Source organism: Aeromonas sp. ASNIH2 (genome assembly GCF_002934795.1).
Taxonomy (GTDB): domain Bacteria; phylum Pseudomonadota; class Gammaproteobacteria; order Enterobacterales; family Aeromonadaceae; genus Aeromonas; species Aeromonas caviae.
Genome location: NZ_CP026406.1, coordinates 137114 through 154412, shown reverse-complemented (window position 1 = coordinate 154412; position 17299 = coordinate 137114). Strand labels below are relative to the sequence as shown.

11 protein-coding genes, 1 tRNA gene and 1 pseudogene are annotated in these 17299 nt (G+C 57.9%); 5 read left to right on the top strand and 8 right to left on the bottom strand.

From position 1 onward, the window contains the following. Positions 1–6 precede the first annotated feature (6 nt). Positions 7–1233, top strand: a complete 1227-nt coding sequence (locus C3F36_RS00770) for an RNA-guided endonuclease InsQ/TnpB family protein (RefSeq protein ID WP_104454260.1) — start codon at positions 7–9, stop codon at positions 1231–1233. On the opposite strand, the pseudogene C3F36_RS00765 reads toward C3F36_RS00770, so the two are convergent. The 3 genes and pseudogenes from C3F36_RS00765 to C3F36_RS00750 form a co-directional block, all read right to left on the bottom strand. Further along, positions 1177–2722 (bottom strand): annotated as a pseudogene (locus tag C3F36_RS00765) (transglycosylase SLT domain-containing protein). The gene C3F36_RS00770 and the pseudogene C3F36_RS00765 overlap by 57 nt on opposite strands. 177 nt (positions 2723–2899) lie before the next feature. Continuing rightward, positions 2900–4585: an aspartate:alanine antiporter gene (locus C3F36_RS00760; RefSeq protein WP_029314601.1), complete on the bottom strand. Its 1686-nt coding sequence runs from the start codon at positions 4583–4585 to the stop codon at positions 2900–2902. A gap of 771 nt (positions 4586–5356) precedes the next feature. Next, positions 5357–5432, bottom strand: a tRNA-Asn gene (locus C3F36_RS00750). A gap of 132 nt (positions 5433–5564) precedes the next feature. Here C3F36_RS00750 and uvrB point away from each other — a divergent pair. The 3 genes from uvrB to C3F36_RS00735 all read left to right on the top strand — a co-directional run bounded on the left by uvrB (position 5565) and on the right by C3F36_RS00735 (position 8640). Next, the gene (gene uvrB / locus C3F36_RS00745) at positions 5565–7577 is read left to right on the top strand and encodes an excinuclease ABC subunit UvrB (protein ID WP_052814371.1); all 2013 of its coding nucleotides are present in this window, start codon (positions 5565–5567) and stop codon (positions 7575–7577) included. Beyond that, positions 7574–7831, top strand: coding sequence for a DUF1232 domain-containing protein (locus C3F36_RS00740; RefSeq protein WP_041215068.1), 258 nt, complete (start codon positions 7574–7576; stop codon positions 7829–7831). Before uvrB ends, C3F36_RS00740 begins: the two co-directional genes overlap by 4 nt. Before the next feature lie 146 nt (positions 7832–7977). After that, the gene (locus C3F36_RS00735) at positions 7978–8640 is read left to right on the top strand and encodes a DedA family protein (protein ID WP_010674909.1); all 663 of its coding nucleotides are present in this window, start codon (positions 7978–7980) and stop codon (positions 8638–8640) included. Between the two features lie 246 nt (positions 8641–8886). Here C3F36_RS00735 and dsbB read toward each other — a convergent pair whose 3' ends face one another. After that, positions 8887–9408: a disulfide bond formation protein DsbB gene (gene dsbB, locus C3F36_RS00730; RefSeq protein ID WP_010674908.1), complete on the bottom strand. Its 522-nt coding sequence runs from the start codon at positions 9406–9408 to the stop codon at positions 8887–8889. Positions 9409–9494: 86 nt separating this feature from the next. Continuing rightward, positions 9495–11069, bottom strand: a complete 1575-nt coding sequence (gene nhaB / locus C3F36_RS00725) for a Na(+)/H(+) antiporter NhaB (protein ID WP_104454259.1) — start codon at positions 11067–11069, stop codon at positions 9495–9497. Positions 11070–11402: 333 nt separating this feature from the next. Between nhaB and fadR the strand changes: the two genes are divergently transcribed. Next, positions 11403–12116, top strand: coding sequence for a fatty acid metabolism transcriptional regulator FadR (gene fadR, locus C3F36_RS00720; protein ID WP_010674906.1), 714 nt, complete (start codon positions 11403–11405; stop codon positions 12114–12116). A 59-nt stretch (positions 12117–12175) separates the two neighbouring features. On the opposite strand, the gene C3F36_RS00715 is transcribed toward fadR, so the two are convergent. From C3F36_RS00715 to C3F36_RS00705, 3 genes are read right to left on the bottom strand one after another with little or no spacing between them, the layout of a single operon-like run. Further along, entirely contained in the window at positions 12176–13696 is a 1521-nt protein-coding gene (locus C3F36_RS00715; RefSeq protein WP_039040868.1) for a SpoVR family protein, read from the bottom strand. Positions 13697–13706: 10 nt separating this feature from the next. After that, a complete protein-coding gene (locus C3F36_RS00710; protein ID WP_039040869.1) occupies positions 13707–14978 on the bottom strand; it encodes a YeaH/YhbH family protein in 1272 nt (423 codons plus the stop codon). 24 nt (positions 14979–15002) lie between these two features. Beyond that, positions 15003–16925, bottom strand: a complete 1923-nt coding sequence (locus tag C3F36_RS00705; RefSeq protein WP_104454258.1) for a PrkA family serine protein kinase — start codon at positions 16923–16925, stop codon at positions 15003–15005. Positions 16926–17299: the final 374 nt, after the last annotated feature.

Here is a 17299-nt window from a genome sequence, read left to right as displayed (position 1 = left end):
CGATAAATGCAAATTCTGAAAGCCTACAAGTTCCGACTCGAACCGACCGCCCAACAAGCGCAACGCCTGCGCCAGTTGGGCGGTTGTGCTCGTTATGTCTGGAATCACGGGCTGGCAGAGACAAAGCGCATTCTGGATGCTGGCGAAAAACTACCTTCTGCCTTTGAGCTGAACCGGATGCTCACCAGTTGGAAGAAAGACCCAGAAATGGCCTTTCTGACCGAGGCATATACCGACAACCTCCAGCAGAAACTCAAAGACTTGCACGGCGCGTGGATGCGCTGCTTTGATAAAAAACTCGCCGCCAAGGCTCCCGTTTTCAAGAAGAAAAGCGACAACCGCGACTCAATCCGCTTCGTCAACTTTGACAAGTTTTGCCGCCTTGAAAAAGGTCGCGTGAAGCTTCCTGCCGGGCTGGCGTGGGTCAAGTTTCGCCAGTCCCAGCCAGTTGAAGGAAAAATTAAAAACGCGACCGTCAGCCAAGCAGCCGGGCACTGGTATATCTCCTTTCAGGTCGAGCAGGAGACGCTTGAGCCAATTCACCCCTCCGGCTCAATGGTCGGGCTGGATGCGGGGATCGCCAAGCTCGCAACCCTGTCAGATGGCACGGTGTTTGAGCCCGTCAACAGCTTCAAAACCAATCAGACCAAGCTGGCAAGGCTCCAACGCCAGTTGAGCAAAAAGGTAAAGTTCAGCAGCAACTGGAAGAAACAAAAAGCCAAGATCCAGCGGCTGCACTCACATATCGCCAACACCCGCCGCGATTACCTTCACAAGGTCACAACGACTATCAGCAAAAACCACGCGATGATCGTCATTGAGGATTTGAAGGTTGCCAGCATGTCAAAATCAGCAGCGGGCACGACCAGTCAGCCGGGGCGCAACGTCCGGGCAAAATCAGGGCTGAATCGTTCGATATTAGATCAGGGCTGGTTTGAGCTGCGCCGCCAGCTCGAATACAAGCAGGCATGGCGAGGTGGTCAGGTGTTGGCGATAAACCCGGCCTACACGAGCCAGCAGTGCGCCTGTTGTGGGCATACTGCGAAGGATAACCGCCAGACGCAAAGCCAGTTTAAATGCGCTGCGTGTGGTTATGAGGCGAACGCCGATGTGAACGGCGCTCGCAATATTTTAGCGGCGGGACACGCCGTTTTAGCCTGTGGAGGCGCGGTGCAATCAGGCCGCCCGATGAAGCAGGAACCCGGTACTGCGCGAGCAGCTATCACCCAGTAATGGGAATCCCCCTCCTGTGACGCGAAGCGCTAAGGTGGGGGAGGATGTCAACACCAGCTTGTAGGCGATGTAGTACTTGTAGATGTTGCCCACATAGGTGACCGTCTCGGGGCCGATTTTCTCTGCCGCCACGTACTCGACATTGTGGAACCAGACGTTGGGATCCAGCCCCCGTTTCCTGGCCTCGGCACGGAGCCTGGCTACCCGGGCGGGGCCGGCATTGTAGGAGGCGAACGAGAAGAGGGCCTTGTCGAGGGCGGTCATGGGCTCGTCCGCATAGTAGTGATCGATCATCCAGCGCATGTATTTGACGCCCCTGTGAATATTGGGCTCGAGCTGGCGGATGTCGCCGACCTTCAGCCCCTTGCCGGTGGCGGGCATGATCTGCATGATGCCGATGGCGCCCACATGGCTACGGGCATGATGGTTGAGGGCGGACTCCTGGTAGCCCTGGGCCGCCATCAGCAGCCAGTCCATGTCATAGCGTTCGCCATATTCACGGAACAGCTCGACCACCTGCAGGAATTTCTTGCGCTCCGCCTCGGCGGCGGCGCTTTTGACGAACTTGTTCTGCTTGAGATAACGGGCCAGGATCTCATCCCCCGTCGCCTTGCCGCGCAGCGCCTTGATCTGCTCGTTGAGCATGGCGAGCAACTGGGGGCTCTCCTTGCGCACCGCCCAGGCGATGACGCCCCCTTCCCGGAACACGGGGGCGTCGTGAATGGTGATTCCGGGGAAAATCTTTTGCCAGAAGCGGGCCTTGTGCTCGTCCATGACGATGAAGGGGAGCAGGCCTGCGTTCACCATCTCCACCAGATCTTCATCTTCGAGTACCTCCGAGGCGGGTTGGAGGTCGATGAGGGGCTCTCCCGCCGACTTGCGGGCCTGGTTGTAGGCCATGAGGCTACTCGTAGTAGCTGGAGGAGGGGCGCACGAAGACGCGCTGGCCCCCGAGATCGGCGGCGCTTTCCACCTTGGGGGAGAGGGGGCCGGAGACGAGCAGCTCCCGCACGTTTTCAAGCAGGGGATCGGTGAAGGCGATACCCTGCTTCTTGCGCTTGTCCGTGATGGTGAGATTGGCGGCGGCGATGTCGCCTTTGCCCTCGATGAGGGAGCTCAGCAGCGCTTCCCGGGCCACGGGAATGAAGACGAAGTGCACCTTGAGGTGGCGCTTGATCGCCTTTTGCTTGCGCAACTGTTCGTTGAGACGCTTTTCCACCTGCATGAAGGCATCGTAGGTGACGCCCCGCTGCACGCCCTTGGTGATGAAGAACCCCGTCTTGTTGTAGGTGGTGAGCACTCGGATGGTGCGCTGCTCCAGCATGACGTCGAGATCTCCCAGCCTGGGTCTGGCAAGCTCGTCCCCCTCAAAGCTCAGGGCGCTTTTCTCCGTCTCTGCCTCGGGGGCCACCTGCTTGCCGGATTCGGCCCCCCAGGCTGGCGTCAGGGAGCAGAACCACCAGATCACGACCATCCATGCGCGTTTCATCACTTACACCTCGCTCGTTTTATTGAGTGTAAGTGGCGCCTTGTGGGTGATTTAGCTTATTGGGTTTGATAGAGATGGCCCCATAGCACGATTTCCACTATTCCATCCAGGAGTGCCCGCCCATGAAAAAAGGAGCCCCGAGGCTCCTCTTTTTCTGCGTGTTGCGGGCCCGTTTGGCTAGAACCAGAAGCCGATGATGAAGGAGCCCGCCAGGGTCAACATGACGTTGGCCACCGCATAGGTGCCGGCATAGCCGAGCGCCGGGATGGAGCTGTTGGCCGCTTCGTTCACCACGTCCATGGCCGGGGCGCAGGTACGTGCGCCCGTGATGGCGCCGAGCAGCAGGGCTGGGTTCATTTTGAGCACCCAGACACCGAACAGGTAGCCTACCAGCACCGGCAAGGTGGTCACCAGCATGCCGGAGAAGAGCACCACCATCCCCACTTCGCTCAGGTGATCAAGGATGCCGCCCCCCGCCTTGAGGCCGGTACTCACCATGAAGACAGCGAGCCCGAGATCCTTGGCAAGGCGCAGGGCCCCCGGCGGCACATAGCCCACCGTGGGGTGGTTGGCCCGCAGGTAGCCCATCAGGATCCCCGCCAGCAGCAGGCCGACGGCATTGCCGAGGCCGAACTCTATCTGGCCGAACACCAGGGAGACGGAGCCGATGAGCAGCCCCAGCACGAAGAAGGTGGCAAAGGCCACCAGATCCGTGGTCTGGCTGTGGATGCTGATGAAGCCGATCTTGTTGGCCAGCAGCTTGACCCGCTGCTTCTCGCCGCTGATCTGCAGCACGTCACCCTTTTGCAGCATGATATTGCGATCGAACGGCATCTCGATCTGGGAGCGCACCACCCGGTTCAGGAAGCACCCCTTCTCGGTGAGGTTGAGCTCCACCAGGTGGCGACCCACCACGGCATCGTTCTTCACCACGATCTCTTCGGTGACGATCTGGAGGTCAAGCAGGTTGCGATCGAACACCTCTTTGCCGTTGCGGTAGTTGACGTCGAGCTTCTCGTGGCTCTCGGGGTAGCCCACCAGAGCTATCTCGTCCCCTTCCTGAATGACGGCATCACCGTCGGGGCTCGCCAGGATGCCGTTGCGGCGAATGCGCTCCACATAGCAGCCGGTGTGGGGATAGATGCCGGTCTCCCGCAGGGTACGCCCCCCGATCCAGGCGGCGAGCTCTGGGCCGACCCGATAGGCGCGGATGATGGGCAGATAGGTCTTGCGGCTCTCGCTGTCGGACAGCCCCCGCTCGCGCGCAATCTTCTGCGCTTCGGTATTGAGATCCAGCCTGGCCAGGGAGGGGAGGTAGCGCACCACCAGCATCAGCCCCACCAGCCCCACCAGGTAGGTCAGGGCGTAGCCGATGCCCATGTTGTCCAGCACCGACTGCATGTCGGTCTGGTGGGGCAGGTTGAGCAATCCGCTTCGCAGGGCGTCCTGCGCCCCCACCAGGGCCGGCGTGGAGGTGAGGGAACCTGCCAGAATGCCGGCGGCCATGCCGGGCCCCAGATTAAAGAACTTGGCGAGCCCCACGGTCAGCAGCAGGGCCGACAGCAGGATCACCAGGGTCAGGGTGATGTAGTGGATGCCGTCGCGAAGGAAGACGCTGAAAAAGTGCGGCCCCGCTTCAATTCCCACACAGAAGATGAACAGCATGAAGCCGACGTTTTCAGTGGAGGTGGAAAACTGGAATCCCATCTGGCCAAACAGCAGGGCGGTGAAGAGCACGCCTATGGTGTTGCCTATCTGGAAGTTGCCGATGCGTACCTTGCCCAGCAGCAGCCCGAAGGCTAGTACCACGAACAGCAGCAGGGAGTCGCTTTGATGTAGCAGTGTCACGAAATCTATGGTCATGCCCGGAAAAACCGAGGATAAAAGTGAGGCCGATATTGTGCCGGATCCTGTATCAAGAAAGAAGCGCCAAAGCGGATTAACAGCCAGTTAAGTGCTGGTCTCTTCGATGAAGATAGGGATGCGAGGGGGGGCTGGGGAAAACACCTCTATTTTACGCTGCAAGGCCCGCTGTCAATGAGTGAAATATGCTGTCGAGCAGAGAGGGGATGACGCTCCTGTGGACAATTTATTACCTGCTGCATGGGGAGCAAACGGGCATGTTTTTCAGCATTTTCCACTGAGGAAATTGAAGGGTAACAAAAGAGACTCATGACTCATCCGGCGAGGGCTGACCCGCAGGACGCGGCATAGCGAAAAAAAATCCCCCACAGGCAGCACCGCGAGTCGATTCATCCCATTTAGGGGGGAAGGGAAAAACAGCAGAAAATGGGGAAGAGCGGGGGCAGCCATCGCAAACCGGGGACAATGGCTGCCAGCCCAGATGAACCGTGGCTTTGGTCAAGTTACCCACAGAAACTGTGGATAACCCTGTTTATGAAACTTGGCGATCAGGCTGAAAGCCGCGCCAATACTGGGCTGCAAGGACTGTTCAAAAAATACCTGCAATAAATTGTTTCTATAAAAATCAAATAGTTATACGCAGCAGAACAAAACGCTGCTGGTCAGTAACGGGAGATCAAAAGGGAGTCAGGCCGCAGGGGAGGGCTTGTGCATTAAAATTGGAAGAGGAAAGCACTAAAGTGGATAACTTGCACCGAGATGGTGAGGAATTGGCTCCCCCGACTGGACTTGAACCAGTGACATACGGATTAACAGTCCGCCGTTCTACCGACTGAACTACGGGGGAACATCAGGCAAGGAGGTGCATCATACAGAGGTCGTATTTCAGGGTCAATAGCCATCAGGGAGGGTGAGCGGATACCCAGCTCCTTCAACTCGGGGTACACTGCTCCCTTGCCGTTTTTTGCCGGGAGTCGTCATGAGCAAGTTATTCCAGTTGGCCAGCCAGTTTCAACCCGCCGGGGATCAGCCGAGGGCCATCGCCCAGCTGCTCGATGGCATCGAGTCGGGACTGGCCCACCAGACCCTGCTCGGGGTGACCGGTTCGGGCAAGACCTTTACCATGGCCAACGTCATCGCGACTCTTAATCGTCCCACCATGATCCTGGCCCCCAACAAGACCCTGGCGGCCCAGCTCTATGGGGAGATGAAGGAGTTCTTCCCCGACAACGCGGTGGAGTATTTCGTCTCTTATTACGATTACTACCAGCCCGAAGCCTATGTGCCGACCACGGACACCTTCATCGAGAAGGATGCCTCCATCAACGATCACATCGAGCAGATGCGGCTGTCAGCCACCAAGGCGCTGCTGGAGCGGCGCGACGTGGTGATCGTCGCCTCGGTATCGGCCATCTATGGTCTGGGGGATCCCCAGGCCTACCTCAGCATGATGCTGCACCTCAAAGTGGGGGACGTGATCAATCAGCGGGATATCCTGCGCCGCCTCGCCGAACTGCAGTACACCCGCAACGACATGGCCTTCCAGCGCGGCACCTTCCGGGTGCGGGGGGAGGTGATCGACATCTACCCCGCCGAATCGGACAAGCTGGCCCTGCGGGTGGAGCTGTTTGATGAAGAGGTAGAACGCCTCTCCCTGTTCGATCCCTTGACCGGCGCCATCGAGCAGACGGTGGTGCGTTACACCATCTACCCCAAGACCCACTACGCCACCCCGCGGGAGACCATTCTGGGTGCCATCGAGCACATCAAGGAGGAGCTCAAGGGGCGGCGCGAGCAGCTGATGAACCTCAACAAGCTGGTGGAGGAGCAGCGCATCAGCCAACGCACCCAGTTCGACATGGAGATGATGCAGGAGCTGGGTTACTGCTCCGGTATAGAGAACTACAGCCGCTACCTCTCCGGCCGCGCACCGGGTGAGCCGCCGCCCACCCTGTTTGACTACCTGCCGGGGGACGGCCTGCTCATCATCGACGAATCCCACGTCACGGTGCCGCAGATCGGCGCCATGTTCAAAGGGGACAGATCCCGCAAGGAGACCCTGGTGGAGTACGGCTTCCGCCTTCCCTCGGCGCTGGACAACCGGCCCCTCAAGTTCGACGAGTTCGAGGCGCTGATGCCCCAGACGGTGTTCGTCTCGGCGACCCCCGGCCCCTACGAGCTGGAGAAGTCAGGCGGTGACGTGGTGCAGCAGGTGGTGCGTCCCACCGGCCTGCTCGATCCTGAGGTGGAAGTGCGGCCGGTCAGCACCCAGGTGGACGATCTGCTCTCCGAGATCCGCAAGCGGGTGGCGGTGGAGGAGCGGGTGCTGGTCACGACACTGACCAAGCGGATGGCGGAGGACTTGACCGAATACCTGGCGGATCACGAGGTACGGGTGCGCTATCTGCACTCGGATATTGATACCGTGGAGCGGGTGGAAATCATCCGCGACCTGCGCCTTGGCAAGTTCGACGTCTTGGTGGGCATCAACCTGCTGCGCGAAGGACTCGACATGCCGGAAGTCTCCCTGGTGGCCATTCTGGATGCGGATAAAGAGGGCTTCCTGCGTTCCACCCGCTCCCTCATCCAGACCATCGGCCGGGCAGCGCGCAACCTCAACGGCAAGGTGATCCTTTACGGGGATACCATCACCAACTCCATGAAGGTTGCGATCGAAGAGACCGAGCGGCGCCGCGCCCTGCAACACGCCCACAACCTGGAACACGGCATCGTGCCGAAGGGGCTCAACAAGGCCATCGGCGATGTGATGGACATGGGGGGCAGCCGCACGGCGGGCAAGGCGGGCAAGGGGAGTCGCAAGGCTGCCGAACCGCAAGGGGAGTACCATGCCCGCTCTGCCAGCGAGATCAGCAAGGAGATCAAGCGGATGGAAGAGCAGATGTTCCAGCATGCGCGGGATCTGGAGTTCGAACAGGCGGCGGCGCTGCGGGATCAGATCCAGCGGCTGCGCGGCGAGCTGATCGAGTCATGAGCACCAGACGCTGGCTCATCTGGCGGCGTTTGCGCCGCCTCTATCAAGGCTTTCGCCACCCAGGCACGCCCTGGTGGGCGAAGGGGCTGGTGATCCTTATTCTGCTCTATGGCATCAGCCCGGTGGACGTTGTCCCCGATGTGGTGCCTCTCCTTGGCTGGCTCGACGACGCTACCTTGTTGCTGCTCCTCTTGTGGGGCTGGGAGAAATGCTTGCCCGGCGAGGTGCTTGCCGCTCTGGACAAGGCCGAGTGAGCAGAAGCCTACGTTCAGGGAGAGGGGAAAAGAAGGGGGGCTGAATGACTCCCTTCATGGGATTCGAAAAAGGGGACCATGGGGAGATTGTGAGCCAGGTCTCATTGGCGTAGACTCCACGCCGTTCACTTCATGGGTACCAAAAAATGGATCTGATCCTCTTTGCCATCGACTTTATTCTGCACGTTGACGTGCATCTGAAAGAGCTGTTCGAGAACTATGGCGTCTGGGTATACGCCATCCTGTTTCTCATCATCTTCTGTGAAACCGGGCTGGTGGTGACTCCCTTCCTGCCGGGGGACTCCCTGTTGTTTGCTGCAGGTGCCCTCACCGTGGGCAGCGTGTTGGACGTGCACACCCTAGCCGCCGTGCTGATCATCGCCGCGGTGCTCGGCAACGTGGTGAACTACACCATAGGCCACTTCTTCGGTGAGCAGCTGTTTCGCAACCCCGATTCCAAAATCTTTCGCCGGGACTATCTGGTCAAGACCCATGCCTTCTATGCCAAGCATGGCGGCAAGACCATCATCATCACCCGCTTCCTGCCCATAGTGCGCACCTTCGCCCCCTTCGTGGCGGGCATGGGGGCCATGACCTATCCCCGCTTCCTGGCGTTCAACCTGGTGGGGGGGCTCTTGTGGGTGCTCTCCTTCGTCTATGCCGGCCACTTCTTTGGCAATCTGCCGGTAGTGCGCCACAACTTTACCCTGCTCATCTTCGGCATCATCGCGGTCTCCTTGTTGCCCATGGTGATCGGCATGGTGAAGGCCAGGAGAAGTGCCAGCAAGGCTACCTCCGAAGGCGCGTGACATCGCCGTGCACGACATGAAAGAAGGGAGCCGATGGCTCCCTTCTTGTTGGTAGGCCGAGTGGCAGGTCGCTGCTGCGCCCTTTGACCCGCTTGTGGCCTGTTACGATGATGCACACCCGCAGGCAGCCACTTCATTGGCAGAACAGGGAGAAGGAGATCCGGCCCTCTGGGCATGGGGTCGTGAGGCGATAAAGAGGAAATAAAAAGGGAGCCATGGGCTCCCTTCTTAGGGTCGAGTGACGAACTAGTTGCAGCAGCGCCCTTTTATCAGGTTGCCAGCAGCCACGATGACGAACACCAGCAGATAGGCGGCAAAGATGACCACGAGCCACTGCGGCATGGAGAAACCGAGGAACTGCCAGCTGATCTCGCTGCAGTCGCCGTCCGGGTAGAACATCCAGGGAACCCACTTATCCAGTGGTGCCCAGGCAGGGAAGTCAACAAATCCCTCGCATACGTTGAAGGGGGAGGGGTTCATCTGGTAATCCACATGCTTGAGCGCCAGTTTCAGGCCCCAGAAGGCGCTGTAACCCCACAGGAGCATGGCACTCCAGCGCAGGTACCAGCGCTCTGGCGCGACCATGCCGAGGAGGCCGGCCGTGAGTACGCCGAGGAGGGCGATACGTTCATAAATGCACATCACGCAAGGGTGCAAACCCAACACGTGCTGGAAGAAGAGGGCGCAGAGTTCCAGCGCGAAAGCGGAGGCTGCCAGCAATCCCCAGGCCAGACGATGACTGGCAATGCGGCGAAGATACTCGATCATCTGATTGATCTCTCAGAGAAAAATAGTGGCTGAATTAGAGCAGAGCCCCATCTGAAAAGAAAGGGGCCGAACAGCCCCTTTCATGATCAGTGTGTGGACGGGGTGGGCAGTGGCAGTGCCCCATGATCCAGCAACCACCCTGTCTGATAGAACCATTCGGTTGCAGGACCGAGGAGCAGTTCCACGGAGAAGAAGCCGACAAGCCCCAGCACCAGGGTATAGGGCAGCGCCATCCAGACCATGCGGCCATAAGAGAGGCGCAGCAGGGGAGCGAGGGCCGAGGTGAGCATGAACAGGAATGCGGCCTGGCCATTGGGGGTGGCGACCGACGGCAGGTTGGTGCCGGTGTTGATGGCCACGGCCAGCAGATCAAAATGCTCGCGGCTGATGGCGCCGTTGATCAGGGCGGTCTTCACCTCGTTGATGTAGACGGTGCCGACGAAGACGTTGTCACTGACCATGGAGAGCAGACCGTTTGCCAGGTAGAAGAGGGCAAGCTGATCCTCCGGCTTGGCCGCCAGTACCCACTGGATCACCGGCTTGAACAGCTGTTGATCGATGATGACCGCCACCACGCTGAAAAAGACGGTGAGCAGGGCGGTGAACGGCAAAGCCTCCTGGAATGCCTTGCCAAGCGCGTGTTCTTCAGTCACGCCGGTGAACGCCGTCGCGAGCACGATGACCGTCAGGCCGATCAGCCCAACTGCAGCCAGATGGAGGGCAAGACCCGTGATAAGCCAGGTGGCAATCAGCGCCTGGACGATCAGCTTGGCCTTGTCCTGCGGGGTACGTTGTGCGTCTTCGTCTCGCTCGTAGGATTCCATGATGTGACGCACGGGCTCGGGCAAGCGGGCGCCATAACCGAACCAGCGGAATTTTTCGACCAGGATGCAGGTCAGCAGGCCACAGATGAAGACCGGGATGGTGACTGGCGCCATGCGAATGGCAAATTCACCGAAGTGCCACCCCGCCTGTTCACCGATGATGAGGTTCTGGGGTTCGCCGACCAGGGTGCAGACGCCCCCCAGGGCGGTACCGATGGCGGCGTGCATCATCAGGCTGCGCAGGAAGGCACGAAATTCGTTCAGATGCTGGCGGGAGAGCTCGTCAATCTCTTCGTCATCATGATGCAGATTGCCGGACTCATCCCGGGAGGCCACCTTGTGGTAGATAGCGTAGAAGCCGGTTGCGACGCTGATGACCACGGCGATCACGGTCAGGGCATCAAGGAACGCGGAGAGGAATGCAGACACCAGGCAGAAGGCGAGAGAAAGCAACGTTTTGGAGTGGATGCGCACCAGCATCTTGGTAAAGACGTAGAGCAGCAACTGCTTCATGAAGTAGATGCCGGCCACCATGAAGACCAGCAGCAGAAGCACTTCGATATTGGCCACCAGCTCATGTTTTATCTGGTTGGCGGAGGTCATGCCGATGAGCACGGCTTCGATGGCCAGGAGTCCGCCCGGTTGCAGCGGATAGCACTTGAGGGCCATGGCCAGGGTGAAAATAAACTCGACAACCAGCAGCCAGCCGGCCAGGAAGGGATCAACGTAGAAAATGATCGGGTTGATCAGCAGGAATAGAACGATGGCAATTTTGTACCATCGCGGAGCATTGCCCAAAAAGTTCTTTGTAAACGCGCGCCCTAGGCTGATTGGCATAATGATGGTTCTCTGTTCTGTTGTTGATATCTGCGTCTATGCAGTCGAGCCCGACCCGAGCCGAACATCCGGATATTCACCTGTATCAGATTGATTGCACATGATTTTAATCAAGGGAGCGATAACTATAAATAAGGTCGCTGAACTTGCCCAGCGAGCAAACGCTTATATTCCCATCATTTGGTGTTGGTTGACTCCTCACTTGTCGCCGCATACATATTTTTAACAAAAAGATCGGGGTAATGTGAGCAGAGGACCGACCTTCTGCTTGCCAGCATGACCGGCTTTGCTATTATTCGGGGGCCTTTTTACGCACTACAACAGAGTCATTACATGGTCATTAAAGCGCAAAGCCCTGCCGGGTTTGCCGAGGAATACATCATCGAGTCCATCTGGAACAATCGCTTTCCTCCTGGATCCATTCTGCCGGCGGAGCGCGAGCTGTCCGAATTGATCGGCGTGACTCGCACTACCTTGCGTGAAGTGTTGCAGCGCCTTGCCCGTGATGGCTGGCTCACCATCCAGCATGGCAAACCGACCAAGGTCAACAATTTCTGGGAAACCTCCGGTCTCAACATTCTGGAGACACTGGCGCGTCTCGATCAGGACAAGGTGCCGGATCTGGTGGCACAGCTGCTCTCCGCCCGGACCAACATCTGCACCATCTTCATCCGTGGCGCCATTCGCAACAACCCGGAACAGGCCGCCGAGATACTGCGGGGGGCCGATGATGTGGAGAACACGGCCGAGGCCTATGCGGACTTCGACTACCGTTTGCATCACCAGCTTTCATTTGCCTCTGGCAACCCCATCTATGCTTTGATCCTCAACGGTTTCAAGGGCTTGTACAGCCGGGTTGGCCGCTACTACTTCTCGGACAAGCAGGCGCGCGAAACCGCAGATGCCTACTACAAGACGCTGCGCAAGCTGGCCGAAACCAAGGATCACGAAGCCGTGTTCATGACGGTACGCCAGTACGGCATCGAGTCTGGCAAGCTTTGGACCCGTCTGCGTCAGGACATGCCAAGCAACCTGTGTGACAACTGATTGCCCTGATCCAAGAAAAACGCGCCTGATGGCGCGTTTTTTTATGCCCGGCACTGACGTCAGGTCATGCTCTTGCGGTCCGGACAACGGCCGATGATATCTGCGGATAGCTCGCCATTGTCCTGCTCCAGCACCACATCGAAGCCCCACAGCTGATGCAGATGCTTGAGCACCTCGTGGCGTGACTCGCCAAGGGGGATGCGGTTGTGGGGAACATAGCGCAGGGTCAGGGAGCGATCGCCTTTCACTGCCACGTTGTAGACCTGAATGTTGGGCTCCAGGTTGCTCAGGTTGTATTGAGCGGACAGGGTGCTACGCACCAGCCGGTAGCCCTCTTCATTGTGAATGGCGGACACCTTGAGGTAGTTCTTCAGATCGTCGTCATCGATGGCAAAGAGCTTCATGTCGCGCATTACCTTGGGACTGAGGAACTGGCTGATGAAGCTTTCGTCCTTGAAGTTCTGCATGGCGAAATGCAATGTCTCGACCCAGTTGGTGCCAGCGTAATCGGGGAACCAGTATCTGTCTTCCTCGGTCGGGTGTTCGCAGATGCGACGCAGGTCCGTGAACATGGCAAAGCCAAGGGCGTAGGGGTTGATCCCCGAGTAATACCGGCTGTTGTAGGGGGGCTGATAGACGACGTTGGTGTGGCTGTGCAGCACCTCCAGCATGAAGCGATCGCTGATTTTTCCCTCGTCATAGAGATGGTTGAGAATGGTGTAGTGCCAGAAGGTGGCCCAGCCCTCATTCATCACCTGCGTCTGCTTCTGCGGGTAGAAGTACTGACTGATCTTGCGCACGATACGCACCACCTCGCGCTGCCAGGGCTCGAGCAGGGGGGCATTTTTTTCGATGAAATAGAGGATGTTCTCCTGAGGCTCGGCAGGATAGCGCCTGTCTTCCACCCCGGCAATCTTGTGCTGCTTGGGCAGGGTACGCCACAGCTCATTGACCTGGGTTTGCAGATAATCTTCCCGCGCCTTCTGGCGTCGCTTCTCCTCGGCCAGAGAAATCTTCTGGGGCCGCTTGTAACGATCCACCCCGAAGTTCATCAGGGCATGGCAGGAGTCGAGCAGTTTCTCCACCGCATCGATGCCGTGTTTTTCCTCGCACTCGGTGATGTAGTTCTTGGCAAACAACAGGTAGTCGATGATGGAGGAGGCATCGGTCCAGGCCTTGAACAGATAGTTGTTCTTGAAGAAGGAGTTGTGACCATAGCAGGCGTGGGCCATGACCAGCGCCTGCATCGGCATGGTGTTCTCTTCCATCAGATAGGCGATGCAGGGGTCCGAGTTGATGACGATCTCGTAGGCGAGTCCCATCTGGCCGCGCTTGTAGTTGCGTTCGGTGTGGATGAAGCGCTTGCCGAATGACCAGTGTTGATAACCGATGGGCATGCCCACGCTGGAGTAGGCATCCATCATCTGCTCTGCGGTGATCACCTCGATCTGGTTGGGATAGGTGTCGAGCCGATAGAATTTGGCGACCCGGGCTATCTCCTGGTGATAAAGCTCCAGCAGATCGAAGTTCCAGTCAGGACCATCGTCCAGCGGCGCTATCTTTCTTGCGGTTTCTACCATATGTGATCCCTCAAGCCGCTTGCTTCTTGAACAATTCCCGGAACACCGGATAAATGTCCTCGACCTTGCGAATGTGCTCCATGGCGAAGTGGGCGTATTGCTCTGTCACCGCCTCATATTCGTGCCACAGGGTCTGGTGGGCGCGGGTAGTGATCTCGATGTAGGAGTAGTAACGCACCCGCGGCATGATGTCGCGCATCAGGATCTCCCTGCACTGGGGTGAGTCATCGGCCCAGTTGTCACCGTCCGATGCCTGCGCCGCATAGATGTTCCACTGGTTGGCGGGATAACGTTCGTTGATGATGTCGTTCATCATCTTGAGCGCACTGGAGACGATGGTACCGCCGGTCTCCTGGGAGTAGAAGAACTCGTGCTCGTCCACCTCCTTGGCCTGGGTGTGGTGGCGAATGTAGACCACCTCGACATTCTTGTAAGTCCGGCTCAGGAATAGATAAAGCAGGATATAGAAACGCTTGGCCATCTCTTTGGTAGCCTGATCCATGGAACCGGAGACGTCCATCAGGCAGAACATCACCGCCTGGCTCGAGGGGACGGGCCGTTTGACAAAGTTGTTGAATTTGAGGTCGAAGGTGTCGATAAAGGGGACCGCATCGATCCGCCGTTTCAGCTCCCTGATCTCTTTTTCAAGTTGCGCCATTTCGGCGAAATGGTCGTTGGGCTCGCAAGCCAGCTGGGCCAGGCGCTCCTCCAGTTCACGCAACTGACGTTTCTTGCCTGCCTGCAGCGCCATGCGCCGCGCCAGCGAATTTTGCAGGGAGCGCACCACGTTGATGTTGGCAGGCACCCCGTTGGAGGTGTAGCCGGCCCGGTAGGTCTTCATCTCCATCAGCTGGTTGAGCTGGGTCTTTTGCAGCCGCGGCAGTTCCAGATCCTCGAACAGCAAGTCCAGGTACTCGTCCTTGGAGATCTGGAAGACGAAATCATCGACGCCCTCTCCTTGATCCGAGGCCTGGCCCTCGCCACTCCCCTGGCCGCCGCCACCCCCTTTGGGCCGGTCAATCTTGTCACCAGATACGAACTGGTCGTTGCCCGGATGCACCATCTCCCGTTTGCCGCCTTGCCCCTGATGAAAATGGGGTTCCCCGATGTCCTTGGTCGGGATGCTGATGCTCTCACCCTTGTCCACGTCCTGAATGCTGCGCTTGGAGACAGCATCCGAGACCGCTTGTTTTATCTGCTTCTTGTAGCGGCGGATGAAGCGCTGCCGATTGACAGCGCTTTTGTTTTTGCCGTTGAGCCTGCGGTCGATAAAATGCGCCATAACTCCCCCTTGAACACGGCAGGGTCAGGATGATTTGCGTACCCTGAGATACCATTCGGAGAGCAGTCGCACCTGTTTGCGGGTGTAGCCTTTCTCCATCATCCGTTCGACAAAGTTATCGTGCTTCTTCTGCTCCTCGGCCGAGGTTTTGCTGTTGAAGGAGATAACCGGCAGCAGCTCTTCCGTGTTGGAGAACATCTTCTTCTCGATCACGGTGCGCAGCTTCTCGTAACTGGTCCAGTTGGGGTTACGGCCTGCATTGTTGGCCCGGGCACGCAGCACGAAGTTGACGATTTCGTTACGGAAATCTTTCGGGTTGCTGATCCCGGCAGGTTTTTCAATTTTCTCCAGCTCGCTGTTGAGAGACGCTCTGTCAAACAGCTGGCCGGTTTCGGGGTCACGATACTCCTGATCCTGGATCCAGAAGTCGGCGTAGGTGACGTAGCGATCGAAGATGTTCTGACCGTACTCTGAATACGACTCGAGGTAGGCGGTCTGGATCTCCTTGCCGATGAACTCGACGTAGCGCGGAGTCAGGTAACCCTTGATGAACTCCAGATAGCGATCGTGCAGCTCTTGCGGGAACTGCTCGCGCTCTATCTGCTGCTCCAGCACATAGAAGAGGTGCACCGGGTTGGCGGCCACTTCCGCGTGGTCGAAGTTGAAGACACGGGAGAGGATCTTGAACGCGAAACGGGTGGAAAGGCCATTCATCCCCTCGTCGACGCCGGCGTAATCGCGGTACTCCTGATAACTCTTCGCCTTGGGATCGGTATCTTTGAGACTCTCGCCGTCATAGACCCGCATCTTGGAGTAGATGCTGGAGTTTTCCGGCTCCTTGAGGCGCGACAGCACGGAGAACTGGCCCAGCAGCTCCAGGGTTCCCGGGGCGCACTTGGCATCGGTCAGCTCACTGTTGACCAGCAGCTTCTCGTAGATCTTCACCTCTTCCGACACCCGCAGGCAGTAGGGCACCTTGACGATGTAGACCCGGTCGAGGAACGCCTCGTTGTTCTTGTTGTTGCGGAACTGCTGCCACTCGGATTCGTTGGAGTGAGCCAGCAGGATGCCGTCGAAGGGGAGGGCGGAGAGCCCCTCGGTACCGTTGTAGTTCCCCTCTTGCGTCGCCGTCAGCAGCGGGTGCAGCACCTTGATGGGGGCCTTGAACATCTCGACGAACTCCATCATCCCCTGGTTTGCCTTGCATAGCGCACCGGAGTAGGAGTAAGCATCGGCATCATCCTGGGCGAAGTGTTCCAGCATGCGGATATCGACCTTGCCGACCAGGGAGGAGATGTCCTGGTTGTTGTCGTCCCCCGGTTCGGTTTTGGCGATGGCGATCTGATCGAGGATGGAGGGGGTCACCTTCTCCACCTTGAACTTGGTGATGTCGCCGCCAAACTCGTGAAGGCGCTTGGCGACCCAGGGAGACATGATGGGGCGCAGATAACGGCGAGGGATGCCGTACTCCTTCTCGAGGATTTCGCCATCTTCGTCGATGTCAAACAGGCAGAAGGGGTGATCATTCACTGGTGAGCCCTTGATGCGATAGATGGGCACTTTTTGCATCAGGGATTTGAGTTTCTCTGCCAGCGAGGATTTACCGCCGCCAACCGGTCCGAGCAGATAGAGGATCTGTTTCTTCTCTTCCAGACCCTGAGCGGAATGTTTGAGATAGGAGACAATCTGTTCGATGGCTTCTTCCATGCCATAGAAGTCTTTGAAAGCGGGATAACGCGCGACGACGCGGTTGGAAAAGAGACGGCTGAGACGTGGATTGGTCGAGGTGTCGATCATTTCCGGCTCGCCGATGGCGGTCAGCAGACGTTCGGCGGCAGAGGCGTAGCAGGATTTGTCCTGTTTGCACATATCCAGAAACTCCTGGATGCTGTACTCCTCCTCTCTGGCCTTCTCATACCGCTGTTGATAGTGCTCGAAGATGCCCATAACTTAGCCCTCGTTATAGTCGCTTGCCCTGAAAAAGAGTGGATCACTACTTTTGTTCTGTTTACCTCTTAAGCCTAGTCAACAGCCCCCAGTAATCCATCGCCATCATTGGTTTAAGTTTGTGCGGGAGCTTCCCGATCCTCGTGCGGGAAGAAGCAGTAAGTGACATACCTATGTTACTGACTGTTAAATTATTTTTGCCACGACAGTGATGCAAATGTCAAAGACATAAAAAATAAATCTTTGTGTGCCAGAGGGAGAAAATGGTGACGCTCTGTTTTGTCAGGGGGCGGTGCCAGCAAGGGCAAGGGCGGCAGGGAATAGAGGGTAAAAAGACGTGTCGCTTACGTTAACGTAACGTTATTTGTTTGATG